Annotated in this window: 17 protein-coding genes; 7 read left to right on the forward strand and 10 right to left on the reverse strand. The window is 67.7% G+C overall.

Translation table 11 applies throughout. The annotated features are described in order from the left end of the window. Positions 1-48: 48 nt before the first annotated feature. From AAC050_RS14085 to AAC050_RS14095, 3 genes are read right to left on the reverse strand one after another with little or no spacing between them, the layout of a single operon-like run. Positions 49-1,062 carry an HlyD family efflux transporter periplasmic adaptor subunit gene (locus tag AAC050_RS14085; RefSeq protein ID WP_339915720.1) on the reverse strand — a complete coding sequence of 338 codons (1,014 nt, stop codon included), beginning with the start codon at positions 1,060-1,062 and terminating at the stop codon, positions 49-51. Positions 1,063-1,088: 26 nt separating this feature from the next. After that, positions 1,089-1,841 (reverse strand): ABC transporter ATP-binding protein, encoded by a 753-nt coding sequence (locus AAC050_RS14090; protein WP_339915721.1) that lies wholly within the window; start codon positions 1,839-1,841, stop codon positions 1,089-1,091. Next, the gene (locus AAC050_RS14095) at positions 1,838-3,010 is read right to left on the reverse strand and encodes an ABC transporter permease (RefSeq protein WP_339915722.1); all 1,173 of its coding nucleotides are present in this window, start codon (positions 3,008-3,010) and stop codon (positions 1,838-1,840) included. The genes AAC050_RS14090 and AAC050_RS14095 overlap by 4 nt, the downstream gene beginning before the upstream one ends. 205 nt (positions 3,011-3,215) lie before the next feature. Between AAC050_RS14095 and AAC050_RS14100 the strand changes: the two genes are divergently transcribed. Next, on the forward strand, positions 3,216-5,297 hold the full coding sequence (locus AAC050_RS14100) for a S46 family peptidase (protein WP_339915723.1): 2,082 nt from the start codon (positions 3,216-3,218) through the stop codon (positions 5,295-5,297). Between the two features lie 182 nt (positions 5,298-5,479). Continuing rightward, on the forward strand, positions 5,480-7,543 hold the full coding sequence (locus tag AAC050_RS14105; RefSeq protein ID WP_339915724.1) for a S46 family peptidase: 2,064 nt from the start codon (positions 5,480-5,482) through the stop codon (positions 7,541-7,543). 45 nt (positions 7,544-7,588) lie between these two features. Here AAC050_RS14105 and pgsA read toward each other — a convergent pair whose 3' ends face one another. The 5 genes from pgsA to AAC050_RS14130 are packed head-to-tail and all read right to left on the reverse strand — an operon-like array spanning position 7,589 to position 11,772. Then, positions 7,589-8,230: a CDP-diacylglycerol--glycerol-3-phosphate 3-phosphatidyltransferase gene (pgsA, locus tag AAC050_RS14110; RefSeq protein WP_339915725.1), complete on the reverse strand. Its 642-nt coding sequence runs from the start codon at positions 8,228-8,230 to the stop codon at positions 7,589-7,591. Between the two features lie 53 nt (positions 8,231-8,283). Then, positions 8,284-8,901 carry a carbonic anhydrase gene (locus AAC050_RS14115; RefSeq protein ID WP_339915726.1) on the reverse strand — a complete coding sequence of 206 codons (618 nt, stop codon included), beginning with the start codon at positions 8,899-8,901 and terminating at the stop codon, positions 8,284-8,286. Between the two features lie 21 nt (positions 8,902-8,922). Next, positions 8,923-10,806, reverse strand: coding sequence for an excinuclease ABC subunit UvrC (uvrC, locus tag AAC050_RS14120; protein WP_339915727.1), 1,884 nt, complete (start codon positions 10,804-10,806; stop codon positions 8,923-8,925). Between the two features lie 16 nt (positions 10,807-10,822). After that, positions 10,823-11,269, reverse strand: a complete 447-nt coding sequence (locus AAC050_RS14125; protein ID WP_339915728.1) for a DMT family transporter — start codon at positions 11,267-11,269, stop codon at positions 10,823-10,825. A 29-nt stretch (positions 11,270-11,298) separates the two neighbouring features. Further along, positions 11,299-11,772 carry an NUDIX domain-containing protein gene (locus tag AAC050_RS14130; RefSeq protein WP_339915729.1) on the reverse strand — a complete coding sequence of 158 codons (474 nt, stop codon included), beginning with the start codon at positions 11,770-11,772 and terminating at the stop codon, positions 11,299-11,301. Positions 11,773-11,929: 157 nt separating this feature from the next. Here AAC050_RS14130 and AAC050_RS14135 point away from each other — a divergent pair, with 157 nt between their 5' ends. From AAC050_RS14135 to AAC050_RS14150, 4 genes are all read left to right on the forward strand, one after another. Next, positions 11,930-12,688, forward strand: coding sequence for an SDR family oxidoreductase (locus tag AAC050_RS14135; protein ID WP_339915730.1), 759 nt, complete (start codon positions 11,930-11,932; stop codon positions 12,686-12,688). 6 nt (positions 12,689-12,694) lie between these two features. After that, positions 12,695-13,093, forward strand: a complete 399-nt coding sequence (gene folB / locus AAC050_RS14140) for a dihydroneopterin aldolase (RefSeq protein ID WP_339915731.1) — start codon at positions 12,695-12,697, stop codon at positions 13,091-13,093. 138 nt (positions 13,094-13,231) lie between these two features. Beyond that, positions 13,232-13,825 (forward strand): hypothetical protein, encoded by a 594-nt coding sequence (locus tag AAC050_RS14145; RefSeq protein WP_339915732.1) that lies wholly within the window; start codon positions 13,232-13,234, stop codon positions 13,823-13,825. 9 nt (positions 13,826-13,834) lie between these two features. Then, positions 13,835-14,233, forward strand: coding sequence for a hypothetical protein (locus AAC050_RS14150; RefSeq protein ID WP_339915733.1), 399 nt, complete (start codon positions 13,835-13,837; stop codon positions 14,231-14,233). Positions 14,234-14,350: 117 nt separating this feature from the next. Here AAC050_RS14150 and AAC050_RS14155 read toward each other — a convergent pair whose 3' ends face one another. Beyond that, the gene (locus AAC050_RS14155; protein WP_339915734.1) at positions 14,351-14,986 is read right to left on the reverse strand and encodes a DUF3617 family protein; all 636 of its coding nucleotides are present in this window, start codon (positions 14,984-14,986) and stop codon (positions 14,351-14,353) included. Positions 14,987-15,087: 101 nt separating this feature from the next. Between AAC050_RS14155 and AAC050_RS14160 the strand changes: the two genes are divergently transcribed. Further along, positions 15,088-15,378, forward strand: coding sequence for a GNAT family N-acetyltransferase (locus AAC050_RS14160; protein WP_339915735.1), 291 nt, complete (start codon positions 15,088-15,090; stop codon positions 15,376-15,378). Positions 15,379-15,414: 36 nt separating this feature from the next. Here AAC050_RS14160 and AAC050_RS14165 read toward each other — a convergent pair whose 3' ends face one another. Next, positions 15,415-15,822 (reverse strand): hypothetical protein, encoded by a 408-nt coding sequence (locus AAC050_RS14165; RefSeq protein WP_339915736.1) that lies wholly within the window; start codon positions 15,820-15,822, stop codon positions 15,415-15,417. Positions 15,823-15,967: the final 145 nt, after the last annotated feature.

Raw genomic sequence — 15,967 nt, forward strand, 5'->3', positions numbered from 1 at the left:
CAGCTTCCCCGGCCTGGACCGGATGGACAACCTATTGAGAGCTCACATCTAGCGGGCGGGCGGTGTCCGCATCGAGCGGCTGGCGGGGACGCCGGCCGAGGGGGCGCGGGGGGCTCCGGCAGTCTGGCCGGGCTTCATGAATTTCACCAGCACCCGCTGGCCGATCAGCATCGGGGCGTCGCCGGTGGTGACCACGACCTCGACCACCCGCTCGTCGCTGCGCTGGGACGGATCGTCCGAGGTCAATTTGCGCGCTCCGAACACCGCGGCGCGGCGCAGCACGGTACCGACATAGATCTTGTTCGGATCGCCTTCAGCCGTGATCTCGACGGCCTGTCCCGGGCTGATGTTGGGAATGTCGCTTTCGACGATTTCGGCCCGGGCGATGCGCGGCGCATCCGGTTCCAGGTCGAACATGTTGGACACGTTCAGGGTCGAGGCCCCGGCCCCGGGATTGGCGTAGCGGCGCACGATGCGACCGTTCTGCGGCGAGCGGATGATGGTCAGTTCGACATTATAGGCGGCCTGGTCACGACGGGCCCGGGCCGTCTGGATCGCCGCCTGCTGGCTGGACAGGCGGGCCTGGGCCGTGGCGATGGCGTCGCGAGCCTGATCCATGCGCTGGGCCGCGACGAAATTGGTGGCGACCAGTTGATGCAGGCGATCGTATTCCCGCTGGGCGGTGCGGATTTCCACCTGGATCAGGCGCAACTGGCTTTCGGCCTGGGCCACGTCGGCGGCGGCGCTCTGCAGGGCCAGTCGGGGTTCATCGTCTTCCTGCCGGGCCAGAATCTGACCGGCGGTGACCCTGTCGCCTTCCTGAACCAGCACGTCACGGACGACGCCGCCGCGACGGGCCGCGATCTGGATGATACCGCCCTCGACGTCGACCTTGCCGTTGGCGATGGCGGCGTAGGGGCTCTCGACCCTGGTCGTCGCGGCCTGTTCCAGCTCGGCCTTCTTCGCCGCGCCGGCCTTCTGCATGAAGACGTAGCCGACAACGATCACGATGATCAGCAGCAGGCCGATCCAGAGCCACTTGTTCTTCAGAAAACGGGGCATGTCGTCAGTGTCCTTCGGATCGTGATTCAGTGCGACGCCAGGGTGGCGTCAGGATTGGGAATGCGGCGTTCATCGTCGATGATCTTGCCGTCCTCGATATGGATGACGCGATCGGCCCAGGCCTCGAGGCGCGGGTCGTGGGTTACGCAGATGACGGCGGCCCCGTGTTCGGTGGCGGCGCGGCGCAGCAGGCGGATGACCACCTGACCGTTTTCACCGTCGAGCGCCGAGGTCGGTTCGTCGGCGAACAGGATCTGCGGATCCTTGGCCAGGGCCCGGGCGATGGCGACGCGTTGTTTCTCGCCGCCGGACAGGGACGAGGGGCGCTGGTGCAGGCGCGGACCCAGTCCGACCTCCTCAAGGGCTTCGGTCGCCCGTTTCTTGGCCGCGGCGGGGGACAGGCCCTGGAATTTCAATACCACCTCGACCTGCTGCAAGGCGGTCAGGGCCGGGAACAGGTTGAAGCCCTGGAAGATGAAGCCGCAATTATCGAGGCGGAATTTGTCGATCCGGCCCGCGGACAATTTCCACAGGTCGTCGACACCGAGGGTGGCGACCTGGCCTTCCTCCGGGCGGAGAAGACCGGACAGGGCCGCGATCAGGGTCGACTTGCCCGAACCGGATGGTCCCATGACCATGGTCAGGTCGCCGTGGCGGGCGTCGAAATCGAGTCCCTTCAACACCTCGACATAGGTGCGACCGGTCTTGAAGCGCTTGACCAGCGCCTTGGCCTCGATGGCGAAATCGCCGTGCTTGCCGTGGGATCTGGTCGGGCTCATCGCAGCAAATCCGCCGGCTGGCTGTTCTTGAGAATGCCCATCGACAGGAAGCCCGACACCATGGCGATCAGGATCAGGCCGCCGCCGACGACGACCAGGAGGCCGAAGGGCAGGGCGATGATGACGGCATTGGATGCCGCCAGCAGGGAGACCAGCCAGGTCAGGCCGATCGCGGCGGCCACCCCGACGATGCCGACCCAGAAGCTGAGCTCGAGCACGATGCGGCGCAGCGAACCCATGCCGACCCCCAAGGCCCGCAGCGAGGCGAACTCCTTGATGTTGGCCATGATGGCCCCTCGCAGGGTCTGCCAGGTGATGGCGACGCCGATGACGGTGCCCAGCACCACACAGCCGCCGATGATGATGACGAGGATGCCTTCCTCGAACATCGCCCCGGCATTGGCGTCGGCCAGCTCCTGACGGGTCCAGGCCTTCCACTGGCCGTCACCCATGGCATTCAGCTGGGCGGCGACGAAGTCGGCCCGCGCCGGATTGCGCAACTTGACCATCAGGGGTCCGACGCGGGGACCGGTATCGGCCTGCCCCACCATGCGCAGGGTGTCGCGCGACATGACCACGGTCGACTGCATCATGTTGGGATAGCCGCGCAGCACGGCGACGACGGTCACGGTCTGGCCGTTGTACAGGGCCTTGTCGCCGAGCTTGACGCCGAGGGGCTTGAGCGCCGTCTCGTCGATGGCGACGGTCAGGGGCTGGCGCAGGGCGTCGATCAGCTCCTGGGAATAGTCGGTGGGGATGGTCACCGCGTCCGGGGTCGTGTCGATGATGCTGGCTTGGACGAATTTCATCCGGGGCGCGCCCTGTTTGGCCCGGTCGGCCTGGCTCATCGTCGGGTCGACGTCCTTGATGCTCTGGAAGGTGCCACCCGCGCCGTCCAGCGGCAGAACCTCGATCACCTCGGGGTGGTTGTAGGCCAGCGGAATGAAGCGGCGCGGCACCCCGGACGGTCCACCGATCAGGCTCTTGGCCCCGGGCTGCATGATGATGATGTCGGCGCTCGAACGCTCGATGGTCGCGGTGAAGCCCTTGCCGATGCCGATGAAGACACCGGTCATGGCCAGCACCAGCAGACCGGACAGGGCCAGGGCCATGACGGCGGCCATATAGCGGCGCCACTCGTAGAGAAGCGTGGAAAGCGCAAGCGACATGAACGGACTAAACCCCCTGACGGACACCGCTATCTGAAGCGCGCGGGCCTGAGGTCCTAGTTAAATCGGGGTAAGGCTAGGGTCCGGGAGGGCGAACCGGACCGTCCCCGATCCGTGATGGACAGTAGACGGCCCCCGTTCGGGGCGGGTAGTTATCGGTCAGCAGCCGTGATGATCCAGCATCCGGTGACGGGAGATTATTCAGATGTCGGTTCGTTCAATTCGCCTGATGAGTTCGCTGGCGGTCATCGGTGCCGCGACGGCGCTGATGTCTGCCGTCCCGACCCCCGTCCGGGCCGATGAGGGTATGTGGACCTTCGACAATTTCCCCATTCAGGTGGTGAACGACAAATACGGAACCCACATCGACCAGGCGTGGCTGGACCGGGTGCGCGGCGCGGCGGTGCGGCTGCGGGGATGTTCGGCTTCGTTCGTCTCGGGTGAGGGGCTGATCCTGACCAATCACCACTGTGTGGTCGGGTGCGTGCAGGACCTGTCGACGGCGGAAAACGACTACGTCAAGAACGGCTGGATGCCCGGCGTTCGTGAGGAGGAGGCGACCTGCCCCGGCCAGACCGCCGAGGTCCTGACCGACATCATCGACGTCACCGACCGGGTTCTGGGAGCCGGGGCGGGCCTTGAAGGGGCTGCGTTCAACGCGGCCCGGACGTCTGTGACCGAGGCGATCCAGCAGGAAAACTGCGCCGGCGACCCCAAGCTGACCTGTCAGGTCATCAGCTTCTATCGCGGCGGTCGCTACGCCCTGTACAAATTCCGCAAATATGACGACGTGCGGCTGGTGTTCGCGCCGGAGTTCCAGGCGGCCTTCTTCGGCGGCGACCCGGACAATTTCAACTTCCCCCGCTATGCGCTCGATGTCGGTTTCCTGCGCGCCTATGAGGACGGCAAGCCGGTCGAGACGCCGAACCATCTGACCTGGAATCCGAACCCGCCGGCCGAGGGCGATGTGACCTTTGTGGCCGGTAATCCGGGGTCGACGTCACGCCTGCTGACGATGTCGCAGCTGGAGCGGCTGCGGGACCAGAGTCTGCCGATCCAGCTGATCCAGACCTCGGAGTTGCGCGGCCGGTTGCTGGAGTATTCGACCTCGGGCGAGGAAGCCAAACGGGTGGCGCTCGACCCGATCTTCGGTCTCGAGAACCGGTTCAAGGTCTATTACGGCCAGTCAGGTGCGCTGACCGATCCGGCCTTCATGGCGCAGAAGCGGGAAGAAGAGGCCGATCTGCGGCAGCAGGTGGCGGCCGACCCCGCCCTGATGCAGCGCATCGGCGATCCGTGGGCGGACCTGGCCCGGACCCAGATCGCCGCGCGCGACCTGTTCCTGCCCTATTACCAGCTGGAAGCCCGCGCCGGCGGCGGCTCGACCCTGTACAGCTACGCCCGGTCGATCGTGCGCGCGGCCAAGGATCAGGCCCGCCCCGTCGAACAACGCCGGATGAGTGCGGCGGCCATCGCGGCGCTGAACCGCCGTCTGGCGGGTGAGGTTCCGATCTCGAATGATCTGGAAGAGATCTATCTGAGCTTCTGGCTGTCGAAGACCCGCGAATATCTGACCGTCGACAACGATCAGGTGAAGGCGCTGCTGGGGCGTGAGAGTCCCGAAGCCCTCGCCGAACGGCTGGTCAGCGGCACCCGCGTGGGCGACCCGGCCTTCCGCCAGTGGGCGCTGGCGCGGACCCCCGCGCAGCTGGCCGAGGCCGATCCGCTGCTGGCCTTCGTCCTGGCCAATGACGACGCGGCCAAGGCGATCGATGACCAGTGGTCCGCAGCCGTCGAGGCCCCGACTGCCCTCGCGGCCGAACGCGTCGCCCAGGCCCGGTTCGCGGCCTATGGCTCCAACCTCTATCCGGACGCGACCTTCAGTCTGCGTCTGAGCTACGGTCAGGTGAAGGGCTGGACCTATCGCGGCGTGACCGTGCCGGCCTTCACCTATATCGGCGGTCTGTACGAGCGGGCCACGGGGTCAGAACCGTTCAACGCGGCCCAGGGCTTCCTCGATGCCGAGCAGCAGGTGAACAAGGACACGGTCTATGATTTCGTCTCGACCAACGACATCGTCGGCGGCAACTCGGGCTCGCCGGTGATCAATGCCGCGGGCGAGGTGATCGGGGCCGCCTTCGACGGCAACATCCATTCGCTGGGCGGGTCGTACGGCTATGACGGCACCCTGAACCGGTCGGTGACCGTGTCGACGGCAGCGATCACCGAGGTGCTGCGCAATGTCTATCACCAGCCGCAGCTGCTGGACGAGCTGGGCGTCGACTAGACCGTCCCTTCTCCCTTGCGGGAGAAGATGTCAGCCCCGGCGAACGCCGGGGATGGCGGATGAGGGGTGAAACGCGCGACTTGCCCGGTTCATTCCTCACGTCTTTTATGAGGGAATAACCCCTCATCCGACCCGCTGCGCGGGCCACCTTCTCCCGCAAGGGGAGAAGGAAGGAGAAAACGATGCGCCTCTCACCCGTTCTCACCGCTGTCGCCCTGACCCTTGCCGCCGGTACCGCCGCGCGGGCCGAGGAGGGGATGTGGACTTTCGACAACTTCCCGATCGCCCGGGCCAATGCGACGCTGGGCACCAACATCGATCAGGCCTGGCTGGACCGGGTGCGGCTGTCGTCGGCCAAGTTCGGCGGCTGTTCGGCGGGCATCGTCTCGGCCGAGGGGCTGGTGATGACCAACAATCACTGTGTCGCCAGCTGTGTCGCCAATCTGTCGACCCAGGCCATCAACTACGCCGAGACCGGCTTCACGCCGCGCTCGCGTGAGGAAGAGATCAAATGTCCGGGCGGCACGGCCGAGATCCTGATCGATATCTCTGACGTCACCGCGCGGATGCACAGGGCGGGCGAGGGTCTGTCGGGTCAGGCCTTCACCCAGGCGCGCGACGCCGAGGCCGGCCGGATCGAGAGCGAGGCCTGTGGCGGTGACGCCGGTCGCCGCTGCCAGGTGGTGACCCTGTACCGGGGCGGTCAGTTCAAGCTCTACACCTACAAGAAATACAGCGATGTGCGTCTGGCCTTCGCGCCCGAGGACCGGGCCGCGACCTTTGGCGGCGACCTCGACAATTTCAGCTTCCCGCGCTTCGCCGTCGATGCCGCCTTCATCCGCCTGTACGAGAATGGTGCCCCGGCGGTGACCCCGGTCCATTTCGCCTGGAACGCCTCGCGGCCGGTCGAGGGCACGCCGGTGTTCGTCTCGGGCAGCCCGGGCTCGACCCAGCGGTTGCTGACCCAGGACCAGTTGATGACCATTCGCGACGTGGTCCTGCCGATGGACCAGCTGCTGGCTTCGGAGCTGCGCGGCCGGATGATCCGGTTCAGCGAGGAGAGCGAGGAGAACGCCTTCATCGCCATGGATCCGATCTCGGGCGTCGAGAACAGTTACAAGCGCGGACTGGGCCGGATGCGGGCCCTGATCGACCCCGCCTTCATGGCCGGTCGGGCCGACGCGGAGGCCGATTTCCGTCGTCGTGTGGCCGCCAACCCTGATCTGGCCACCACGGTTGGAGACCCCTGGGCCGCCCTGGCCGCCGTCCAGCCGATCCAGCGCGAGCTCTATCCGGCCTATGCGATGCTGGAGGGCCGGTCCGGCGGCGGCTCCAGCCTGTACAGCTATGCCGAGACCCTGGTCCGCGCGGCGATCGAGCGGGCCAAACCGTCCGACCAACGCCTGGCGGAATTCGCCGACTCGCGCCTGTCGAGTGTCGAGTCCCGGCTGATGGCCGAGCGCCCGGTCTATCCGTCGCTGGATCAGGTGCGGCTGGAATGGTGGCTGTCCAAGACCCGCGAATGGCTGACCGTCGACGATCCCCGCGTCCGCGCCCTGCTCGGCCAGGAGTCACCCGAGGGCCTGTCAGCCCGGCTGGTCGCGGGCACGACCCTGGCCGACCCGGCGGTGCGTCGCGCCCTGTGGCAGGGCGGTCTCGCCGCCGTACGGGCCTCGAACGATCCGATGATCCAGTATGCGCTGAAGGTCGACGGCCAGGCCCGGGCCGTTCGCGCGGACTGGGAGGCCCGGGTCGAGGCCCCGACCGCGCGGGCGTCCGAGCAACTGGCTGCCGCCCGGTTCGCCGCCTATGGCGACGCCGTCTATCCGGATGCCACCGGCACCCTGCGCCTGACCTATGGGCGGATCGAGGGTTCGGACGTGCCCGGTCAGCGCTGGGGTGCCTTCACCACCTTCGACGGCCTGTGGGACCGGGCCACCGGCGCGGCCCCGTTCGACGTCGCGCCGAAATTGCTGGCCGCGCGGGACCGGATCGACGGCACGACGGTGCTGGACATGGCGGTGTCGTCCGACACCATCGGGGGCTCGTCAGGTTCGCCGGTGGTCAATGCGGCCGGGGAGATCGTCGGGGCCAATTTCGACTCGACCGTGCTGAGCCAGCGCAATGCCTATGGCTATGATCGCAACGTCAACCGCAGCGTCATCGTCACCACCGGCGCGGTGACCACGGCGCTGCGGGATGTCTATGGCATGCAGTGGCTGGCGGCGGAGTTGGGGGTCGAGTGAGCGGACCGGCGGACCCGGGCTCAATCCGGGTCCGCCGTTACCGGATCAGAGCGCGCTCATCTCGCGCCGCGCCGTGTCGAAATACTGCCAGCCGGTCCAGACCGTGACCACGGCGGCGGCCCAGATCAGCACATAGGCAAAGGTCTGGAAGCCGGGCTGCCAGTCGAGGGGCAGGCCGAACCCGTCCCACAGCAGCACCAGCTGCAGGGCGGCCAGGGCGACCATCTGCAGGGTGGTCTTCCATTTGGCCAGCAGGGTCACCGGCAGTTTGACCGTGCCGGCCATGGTCTCGCGCAGGGCCGAGACGGCAAACTCACGGAACAGGATCAGGCCGCAGGGGATGGCGATCTGCGGCACCGAGCCCCAGGCCAGGACGCCGAGGATGGCCCCGGTCACCAGGATCTTGTCGGCGATCGGATCCAGAATGGCCCCCAGCCGCGTGGTCGCGTTCCAGCGCCGCGCCAGATAGCCGTCCACCCAGTCGGTCGAGGCCGCGATGATGAAGATCACGAAGGCCGTACGCCCGAGGCGGAATTGGTCGTCCGGGCTGAGATAGGAAGACAGCAGCGGCACGCCCTGTGGTGCGGCTCCGGCCAGGATCAGGAACATGATCACCCCGGCGAACAACCGGATGCCGGTCAGGATGTTGGGGATCGGGTTGACGTGCGGGGCGTGGGTCATCGGCATTTCCGGTCGGGGAGCCAGAGGTTTGCCATGGTTCGCCGGGGCTGGCGAGGGACTCAGCTGAGGGGTTCGAACCTCGGCTGGTCCGTCAACGCCCGCAAGACACCGTCGGCGATGCCGAAATGCAGGCCCGACAGCGTCAGCTTCCCTTCGGCTTCGCGCTCGGCGATCCAGGGGAAGGTGCGCAGGTTTTCCAGCGACAGGCGGACCACGGCTTCTTCGGCGGCCTGTTCGATCTGGTCGGGGGCGATGCCATCGGACGCCCGGCGGACGGTCTGGACTCCCTGTTCGACCCAGGGCGAGACAAAATCCAGGCAGTCGCTCGGCGCGCCCGACAGCATGGCGTTGACGCCCCCGCAATGGGCATGGCCCATGACCACGATCCGCTTGACCTTCAGCACCTTGACCGCGAATTCCAGCGCTGCGGAAACGCCGTGCAGGCCACCGTCCGGCTCATACTGCGGTACCAGATTGGCGACGTTGCGGATCACAAACAGTTCGCCCGGCGTGGAGTCGAAGATCGCGGCCGGATCGGCGCGACTGTCGGAGCAGGCGATGATCAGGGTGTGGGGTTCCTGTCCCTCTGCGGCCAGGGCGGCGAAGCGGTCACGCTGGGCCGGCCAGGTCGTGTCGCGAAAGCGACGATAGCCGGCGGTCAGTGCATCTTCGGTCATAAGCTCGGTTCCAGGACGAGATCAGGGTTTGTGAAAATAGGCGTGGATGCGTTCGGCGAGTGACTGGTTGATGCCCGCGACCTTGACCAGATCCGTCACCGAAGCCCTGCCGACTCCTTTGGCCGAACCGAAGGCGTGCAGCAATAGTTTCTTGCGCCCGGGGCCGACGCCCTCGATTTCGTCGAGCGGATTCTTCTTGATGTCCATCGAGCGACGGGTGCGGTGGGCCCCGTTGGCGAAGCGGTGGGCCTCGTCGCGTAACCGCTGCACATAGTAGAGGGCCGGTGATTTCAACGGCAGCATGAACGGCGGGCGGCCGGGCATGAAGAAGCGCTCCATCCCGGCGTCGCGATCCGGCCCTTTGGCGATGCCGACAACGGTGATGTCCTCGACCCCGAGGTCGGCCAGCACCGCCAGAACCTCGGCCAGCTGGCCGGCACCGCCGTCGATCAGCAGCAGGTCGGGGCGGACAACGTCCTCGCCCGCCGCCTCGTCCCGGACCAGACGGCCGAAGCGGCGGCGCATGACCTCGCGCATCATGCCGTAGTCGTCGCCCGGGGTCAGATCCTCGTCGCGGATGTTGAATTTGCGATACTGCGAGGTCTGGAAACCCTCGGGTCCGGCCACGATCATGCCGCCGACGGCGTTGGTGCCCTGGATGTGGGCATTGTCATAGACCTCGATCCGTTCGGGGCGGGCCTCGAGACCCAGGACCTCGCAGACTTCATCGAGGATTTTGCCCTGGGCCGAGCTCTCGGCCATCTTGCGGCCCAGGGCCTCGCGGGCATTGGTCAGGGCGTGGTCGACGAGGCCCAGCTTGTCGCCGCGCTGCGGCCGGGCAATGTCGACCCGGTGGTCCGACTTGAGGCTGAAGGCCGCTTCCAGCAGTTCCAGCTCGTGCGGCCGGACATTGGACAGGATCAGGCGTGGGACCGGCTTGTCCTCGTAGAATTGGCCAAGGAAGGCGGCGAGGATTTCCGGATCGGTGTCGGCCCGGTCGACGCGCGGGAAATAGGCCCACCCGCCCCAGTTCTGGCCGGCACGGTAGAAGAAGACCTGGACACAGGCCTGACCGCCGTCGCTGAACAGGGCGAAGACGTCGGCCTCGGCGATATTGCCGGCGTTGACCGAATTCTCCATGGCGATGGTCGTCAGGGCGCGGATACGGTCACGGGTTCGGGCCGCCTGTTCATAGTCCTGCACCTCGGCGGCGGCGGTCATCTCGTCCGACAGTCGATCGATGACGGCGCGCGACCGGCCCTTGAGAAAGGCCGAGGCCTCATCGACCAGGGCTCCATAGTCTTCCAGCGAGATCAGGCCGGTGCAGGGGGCCGAACAGCGCTTGATCTGGTGCAGCATGCACGGGCGGGTGCGGCTCTCATAGACGCTGTCGGAACAGGTACGCAGCAGGAAGGCCCGCTGCAGGGTGGTCAGGGTACGGTTCACCGCCCAGGTCGAGGCGAAGGGGCCGAAATAGTCACCCGGCCGGGTGTGGGTTCCGCGATGTTTCATCACCTGGGGGGCACGGTGGTCCTTGCGGATCATCAGTTCAGCGAACGACTTGTCGTCGCGCATCAGCACGTTGAAGCGGGGCTTCAGCCGTTTGATGAAATTGGCCTCGAGCAGCAGGGCCTCGGTCTCCGAGGCGGTGACCACCAGCTCCATCGACCGGGTCTGGGACACCATCAGCCCGATGCGCTGGGTGTGGAACCGGCCCTGGGCATATTGCAGCACGCGCTTCTTCAGGCTGGCGGCCTTGCCGACATAGAGGCAGGTGCCGTCCTCGCCGTACATGCGATAGACGCCGGGCTTGTCCGGCGCACGCCGGGCCTCGTCGCGAATCAGCTCGGCGGCGGTGAGCGCGGCGGATTCAACTGGCGCGTCAGGGACGGTCGGGTCGGTCATCCCGATTGATATAGGCTCAGGAACGCCGCACCAGAAGGACGCCGATCAGGACCAGGGCAACCCCGGCGGCGCGACCGAGGTTCAGCGGCTGTTTCGGCACACCCATGACGCCGAAATGGTCGAGCACCAGGCTGAGCAGCAGCTGGCCGGCGACCATCAGGGTGATGGTGGTGGCCACGCCAAGCTTGGGCACGCCCCAGGCCGCCGCGACGACGAAGATGGCTCCGTACAGGCCGCCGACCCAGGCGTACCAGGGCAGGGCCCGCGAGGCGGCCATGTCCGGGCGGGTCTGCAGGATGACAGCGAGGATGCCGAGCGCGGCCGTTCCCACGGCGAAGGAGACGAAGGCCGCATTCACCGGCGAGCCGACGGCGGTCATCATCTTGGCGTTGGTCGGAGCCTGAAGGGCGGTGGCGGCCCCGCCGAACACGACGGCGAGCATGGCGAAGAGCGAAGGGTTCATGGTGTTTCGCTAGCGGCGAATTCCCGGCGTTACCAGTCCGGATCGCTGGTCTCGCCCTCCAGCGCTTCCGCCAGCCGGGTCCGGGTCGCGCGGTGGGTGTCCGGCGGCAGGGCGTCGGGGGCAAACCAGCCGGTCTCGGCGATCTCGCCGTCGGGGGCGCGGTCGGTCAGGCTGAAGGTGTCGATGCGGTAGACCAGCACGTGATCGCCGGGAAAGAAGCGTTCGTTGGAATGGGCCGAAACCAGTTGCGGGCGGCCCTCGACGACCAGGCCGGTCTCCTCGCGCATCTCGCGGATCAGGGCCTGTTCCAGGGTCTCGCCGCGGTCGACACCGCCGCCGGGCAGCCACCAGCCGTGCAGATAGGTGTGCCGCACCAGCAGCACCCGGCCCTCGCCATCAACAGCCACGCCACGCACGCCCAGCGTCATGCCGCGCGTCATCCGCGACCAGGCGAAGAACAGCGGACGGGTGAAGGGCTCGACGCGGGTTCGCCAATTGCTCATGTCGCTGTGAGGATAGGCCGCGCCGGTTGCGCTTGAACAGGCGGGCCGGGCGCTTTATTGCGGCGCACGAACAGGAGTGTTTCCATGCTGGCTCTCGGTATCATCCTCGGCTTCATCGCCGTCATCGCCATCATCAACTACGTCGAGTTCGGCCGGATTGACTGACGCTCGCGCCAGTCACGGCGCGGCGCTGGTCACCGGCGGATCAAAACGGATCGGCCGGGCGATCTGCCTTGAGCTGGCTGCGGCCGGTTTCGATGTGGCGATTCATCATCGTGACTCTGCGGGTGAGGCCGAATCGGTCGCTGCGGCCGTGCGCGATCTGGGTCGGCGCGCGCTGGTGCTGGCCGCCGATCTGACCGACGAGGCCGCGACCCGGGCGCTGGTTCCGGCGGCGGTCGCGGGTCTGGGGCCGCTGACGGCCCTGGTCAACAATGCCTCCGTGTTCGAGGACGACCGCGTCGGGTCGCTGGATCGCGCCGTCTGGGACCGGCATCTGGACACCAATCTGCGCGCCCCGGTCGTGCTGGCCGAGGCCTTCGCCGCCCAGGCCCCGGCCGGGTCGGCCATCGTCAATCTGCTGGACCAGCGGGTGCTGAAGCCGGACCCGCGCTTCTTTTCGTACAGCCTGTCGCGCAATGCCCTGTGGTGGGCGACCCAGACCCTGGCCCAGGCCCTGGCCCCCGGTATCCGGGTCAATGGCGTGGGACCGGGTCCGACCCTGCCCTCGGTGCATCAGACGGCCGATGAGTTCGCGGCCGAGGCGGCCGGGACCCTGTTGCAGCGGCCGGGCCGCCCCGAGGCGGTGGCTGCCGCCGTGCGCTGGCTGATCGAGGCTGATCTGGTCACCGGCCAGATGATCGCCGTCGACGGGGGGCAGCACCTGGCGTGGCGCACCCCCGATATTCTGGAGTAGCGCCGTATGGCCTCGTCCCCCACGGTCACGCCGTTTCCGCTCGGCGGCACCCTGCAGCGCGAGGGGCTGAGCGTCTTCGTGCGCGGTCTGAAGCTGGACGTCGGTATCGGCGTCTATGATCACGAACACGGCCGACTGCAGACCCTGGTCATCGATGTGACGCTGGAGATGGGGCCCGTCGTGGTCGAGCATCTGGCTGACACGATCAACTACGAGACCGTGGCGGCCGCGGCCCGGGCCGTCGCGGCGGCGGGCCATGTCGGCCTGGTCGAGACCTTCGCCGAGCGGCTGGCCATGGCCTGTCTCGACGACCCCCGGGTGCGTCGCGTCGCGGTCCGGATCGAGAAGCCCGGGGCCCTCGACGGGGCCGAGGCCGCCGGTTGCGAGGTCGCCTTCAGTCGCTGACGGTTGCGCCGCGCGGGCCGGACCGTCATTGTTTGCCCCACACCAGAGGACCATCCGTTGGCCGAACCCGGCGATCCCATCCAGCCCGACCCCGATCCCGTTCCTGAATCCGGACCTGCCCCGCAGGACCCGGCCGGGATGCCGGAGACTGACGTTCCGGACACGGCCGAAGACACCCCCGAAACCGGGGAGGTCGCGGACGCCGGAAGTGACGCCCAAGAGGCTGACGCTCATGAAGCCGACGCCCATGTGGGCTTTGTCTCGGCGGCGTCGCTGACCGGTCAGGCCCGGGTGGCGGACTCCGGACCCGAGCCCGATGTGATCGCGCCGCCGGTCGAGTCGGGGTCGACCTTCGAGCTGTCGCCCCTGCCGCCGCCGTCACGACGACGCGACACCGGACCGGTCGAGGGGGCGATGAGTCTCTATGCCGTCTACGCCCTGATCCTGTTCAGCGTGCCGACCTTCGGCGTGGCGGCGGTGATCGGATTGCTGGCGGTGACCGGGCGGCCGGGCCCGGACGGGCCGTTGGCACGCAGCCATTTCATCTATCAGCAGCGGACCCTGTGGACGGCGGCGGTGGCGGCCCTGCTGGGCGGCATCCTGCTGGTGATCGGGGTCGGGGTGCTGGTGCTGTTCCTCGCTGCGGTGTGGATCCTGATTCGCGGCGCGGCCGGGGTGTGGCGACTGAAGAGTGGCGAGCCCGTCGACAATCCCCACACCTTGCTGATCTAGGAGCGCGCCATGTCCGCCGTCCCCCCCGAAGACCGTGCCCGTCGTGGCAGTGCGAACGGATCCGAAGGCAATGTCGCGGCCCTGGCGGCCTGGGTGCTGTTCATCCTGTCGATCCCCAGCGCCAACATTCTGGTGCTGGTCGGTCTGGTCGTGGCCTATGCCGGACGGGCCAATGCCACCGGCGTCGCCCGGGCCCATATCGAGGCCCAGATCGCGCTGTTCTGGTCGGTGTTCTGGTGGACCGTGGCCTGCTGGGTCGCCATCCTGGTCAGCGCCCTGGCCTCGATCGTCCTGATCGGCATCCCGTTTCTGATCCTGTTCGGCATCCTGTGGCTGCTGATCACGGTCTGGTTCACGGTGAAGAGCATCTTCGGCCTGCTGCGGCTGCTGCAGGACCAGGCCCCCTGATCGTCTGGACCGTTTTTGTTTCAGGTCGAATCGACCTGGATCCAGAAAATGGTCCAGATTCAAACTGGAGCGAAATCTGAGCCGGGCTGGACGTCGTCCAACTCAACCGATTTCGCTCTAGGGCCGGGTCGTCATATGGGCGGCCCCTTCGGCCATCTCGGCCATGTTGAAACGCATGCCGCCGGGCATCTCCATATCGCCGGGCTTCATGTCGGCGGGGCAGGCCCCGGCCCAGGTGCCGGTGGCCGTCATGCTCATGGTGCGGTTCATATGCGCCACCGGAGCCCCGGTGGTGGCCGAGGTCATGTGATTGACATAGCCGGTGGTCAGGTCGCCGGTCACGGCGCCGTCGGTGACGGTGCGGCCGCCGCCCATGGCCGTGGCGTCACAGACGCTGTGCACGGCAAAGCCGCCGCCGGGCAGGGCACGGGTGGTGCTTTCCTGACAGGCCCCGGCCGACTGGGAGGCCCCGATCACACTCATGCGCGACTGGATCGCCCGGTCGACACACATGCGGCTGGTGCCGGTCGCGCCGTCGCCGCTCATGGTGACGCGCCACAGGCCGGGCCGCAGGCGCGGGGCGGTGGCGCGGGCGGGCGTGGCCGTGGCCGGGGTCGCTGCCGCACCGGGTTCCGCCGGGACGGCCGCCGGGGCCACAGCGGCCGGGTCCGGTGCCGCCGGTTGCGGTTCCCGATTACAGGCCGTCAGGGCGGCGGTGGCGGTCAGGGTCAGCAGCAGGGCGGTGCGGGTCATGGTCGGGTGCCTTCGGGCGTCACGGCGGTCCTGTCGGGAACAGGACAGCGGCTGCGGGATTGGATAGGGAGAACAAGCCTACACCCGAAAGGTCCGCCGTCATGACCCAGTTCCAAAATGACCTCGCCGGGCACCGGTTCACGCAGGACATCGCCGACGCCGGCGGGGTCCTGCGCCGGGTCCGGGCCGACTACCGGCTCAGGGACGGGGTCTATGAGCTGTTGCACGTCGAGGCCGATCCGGCCCTGCGTGGCACGGGGGCGGCGGGGCGGTTCATGCAGACGCTGTCTGACCACGCCCGGGCCGAAGGGCTGAAACTGGCCCCGCACTGCGGCTATGCGGTGGCCTGGTTCAAACGGCATCCGGACGAAGGCGACCTGCTGGCCGCCTAGACCATTTTGGTTTCAGGCCGAATCGACCGGTTCGCTCTAGTGCAGGCGTTTCACAATGGCACGGATGGCCTCGGCCTTGGCCGGCAGGTCCGAGGCGAGGCGCGAAGCCATTTCGCGGGTGCCGACCGGATAGGCGTCGCCGCCGTCGGCGATTTCCGCAGCGATCTCGGCGGCGTCCTGCAGGGCGGTCTCAAGCGATTCCACCTGTTCCAGGGCCAGGGCGCGGGCCTCTTTCAGCAGGCTGCGCACGCGGGCGGCTGTGGTCTGTGAAGCCCCGCCACCAGTGTGTTTGAGCGCCGGGGGCGGCGCGACCGGGGCGGCGGCCAGCACCGCGGCCTCGACCGTGGCGGCGCGATCGATCCCGGCCTCGACGAGGCGCAGGTCGGGCTTGGTCGACGCCATCTTGCGGGGCGCCGTGATCCGGGATGAGGCCGCTTTGGCCATGGGAAGCTCCGTTCGTGACCGGGCCGGGGATCCGGCGATCAACCCCGGGTTCTGCAAGGGGCATGCCGGGGGCTGACACCACCTGCGTCTTCCTTCTCCCCTCGTGGGAGAAGCAACCATGTCAGTTTGGCGTGGCGGTCCAGGG

Source organism: uncultured Brevundimonas sp., from assembly GCF_963974615.1.
Classification (GTDB): domain Bacteria; phylum Pseudomonadota; class Alphaproteobacteria; order Caulobacterales; family Caulobacteraceae; genus Brevundimonas.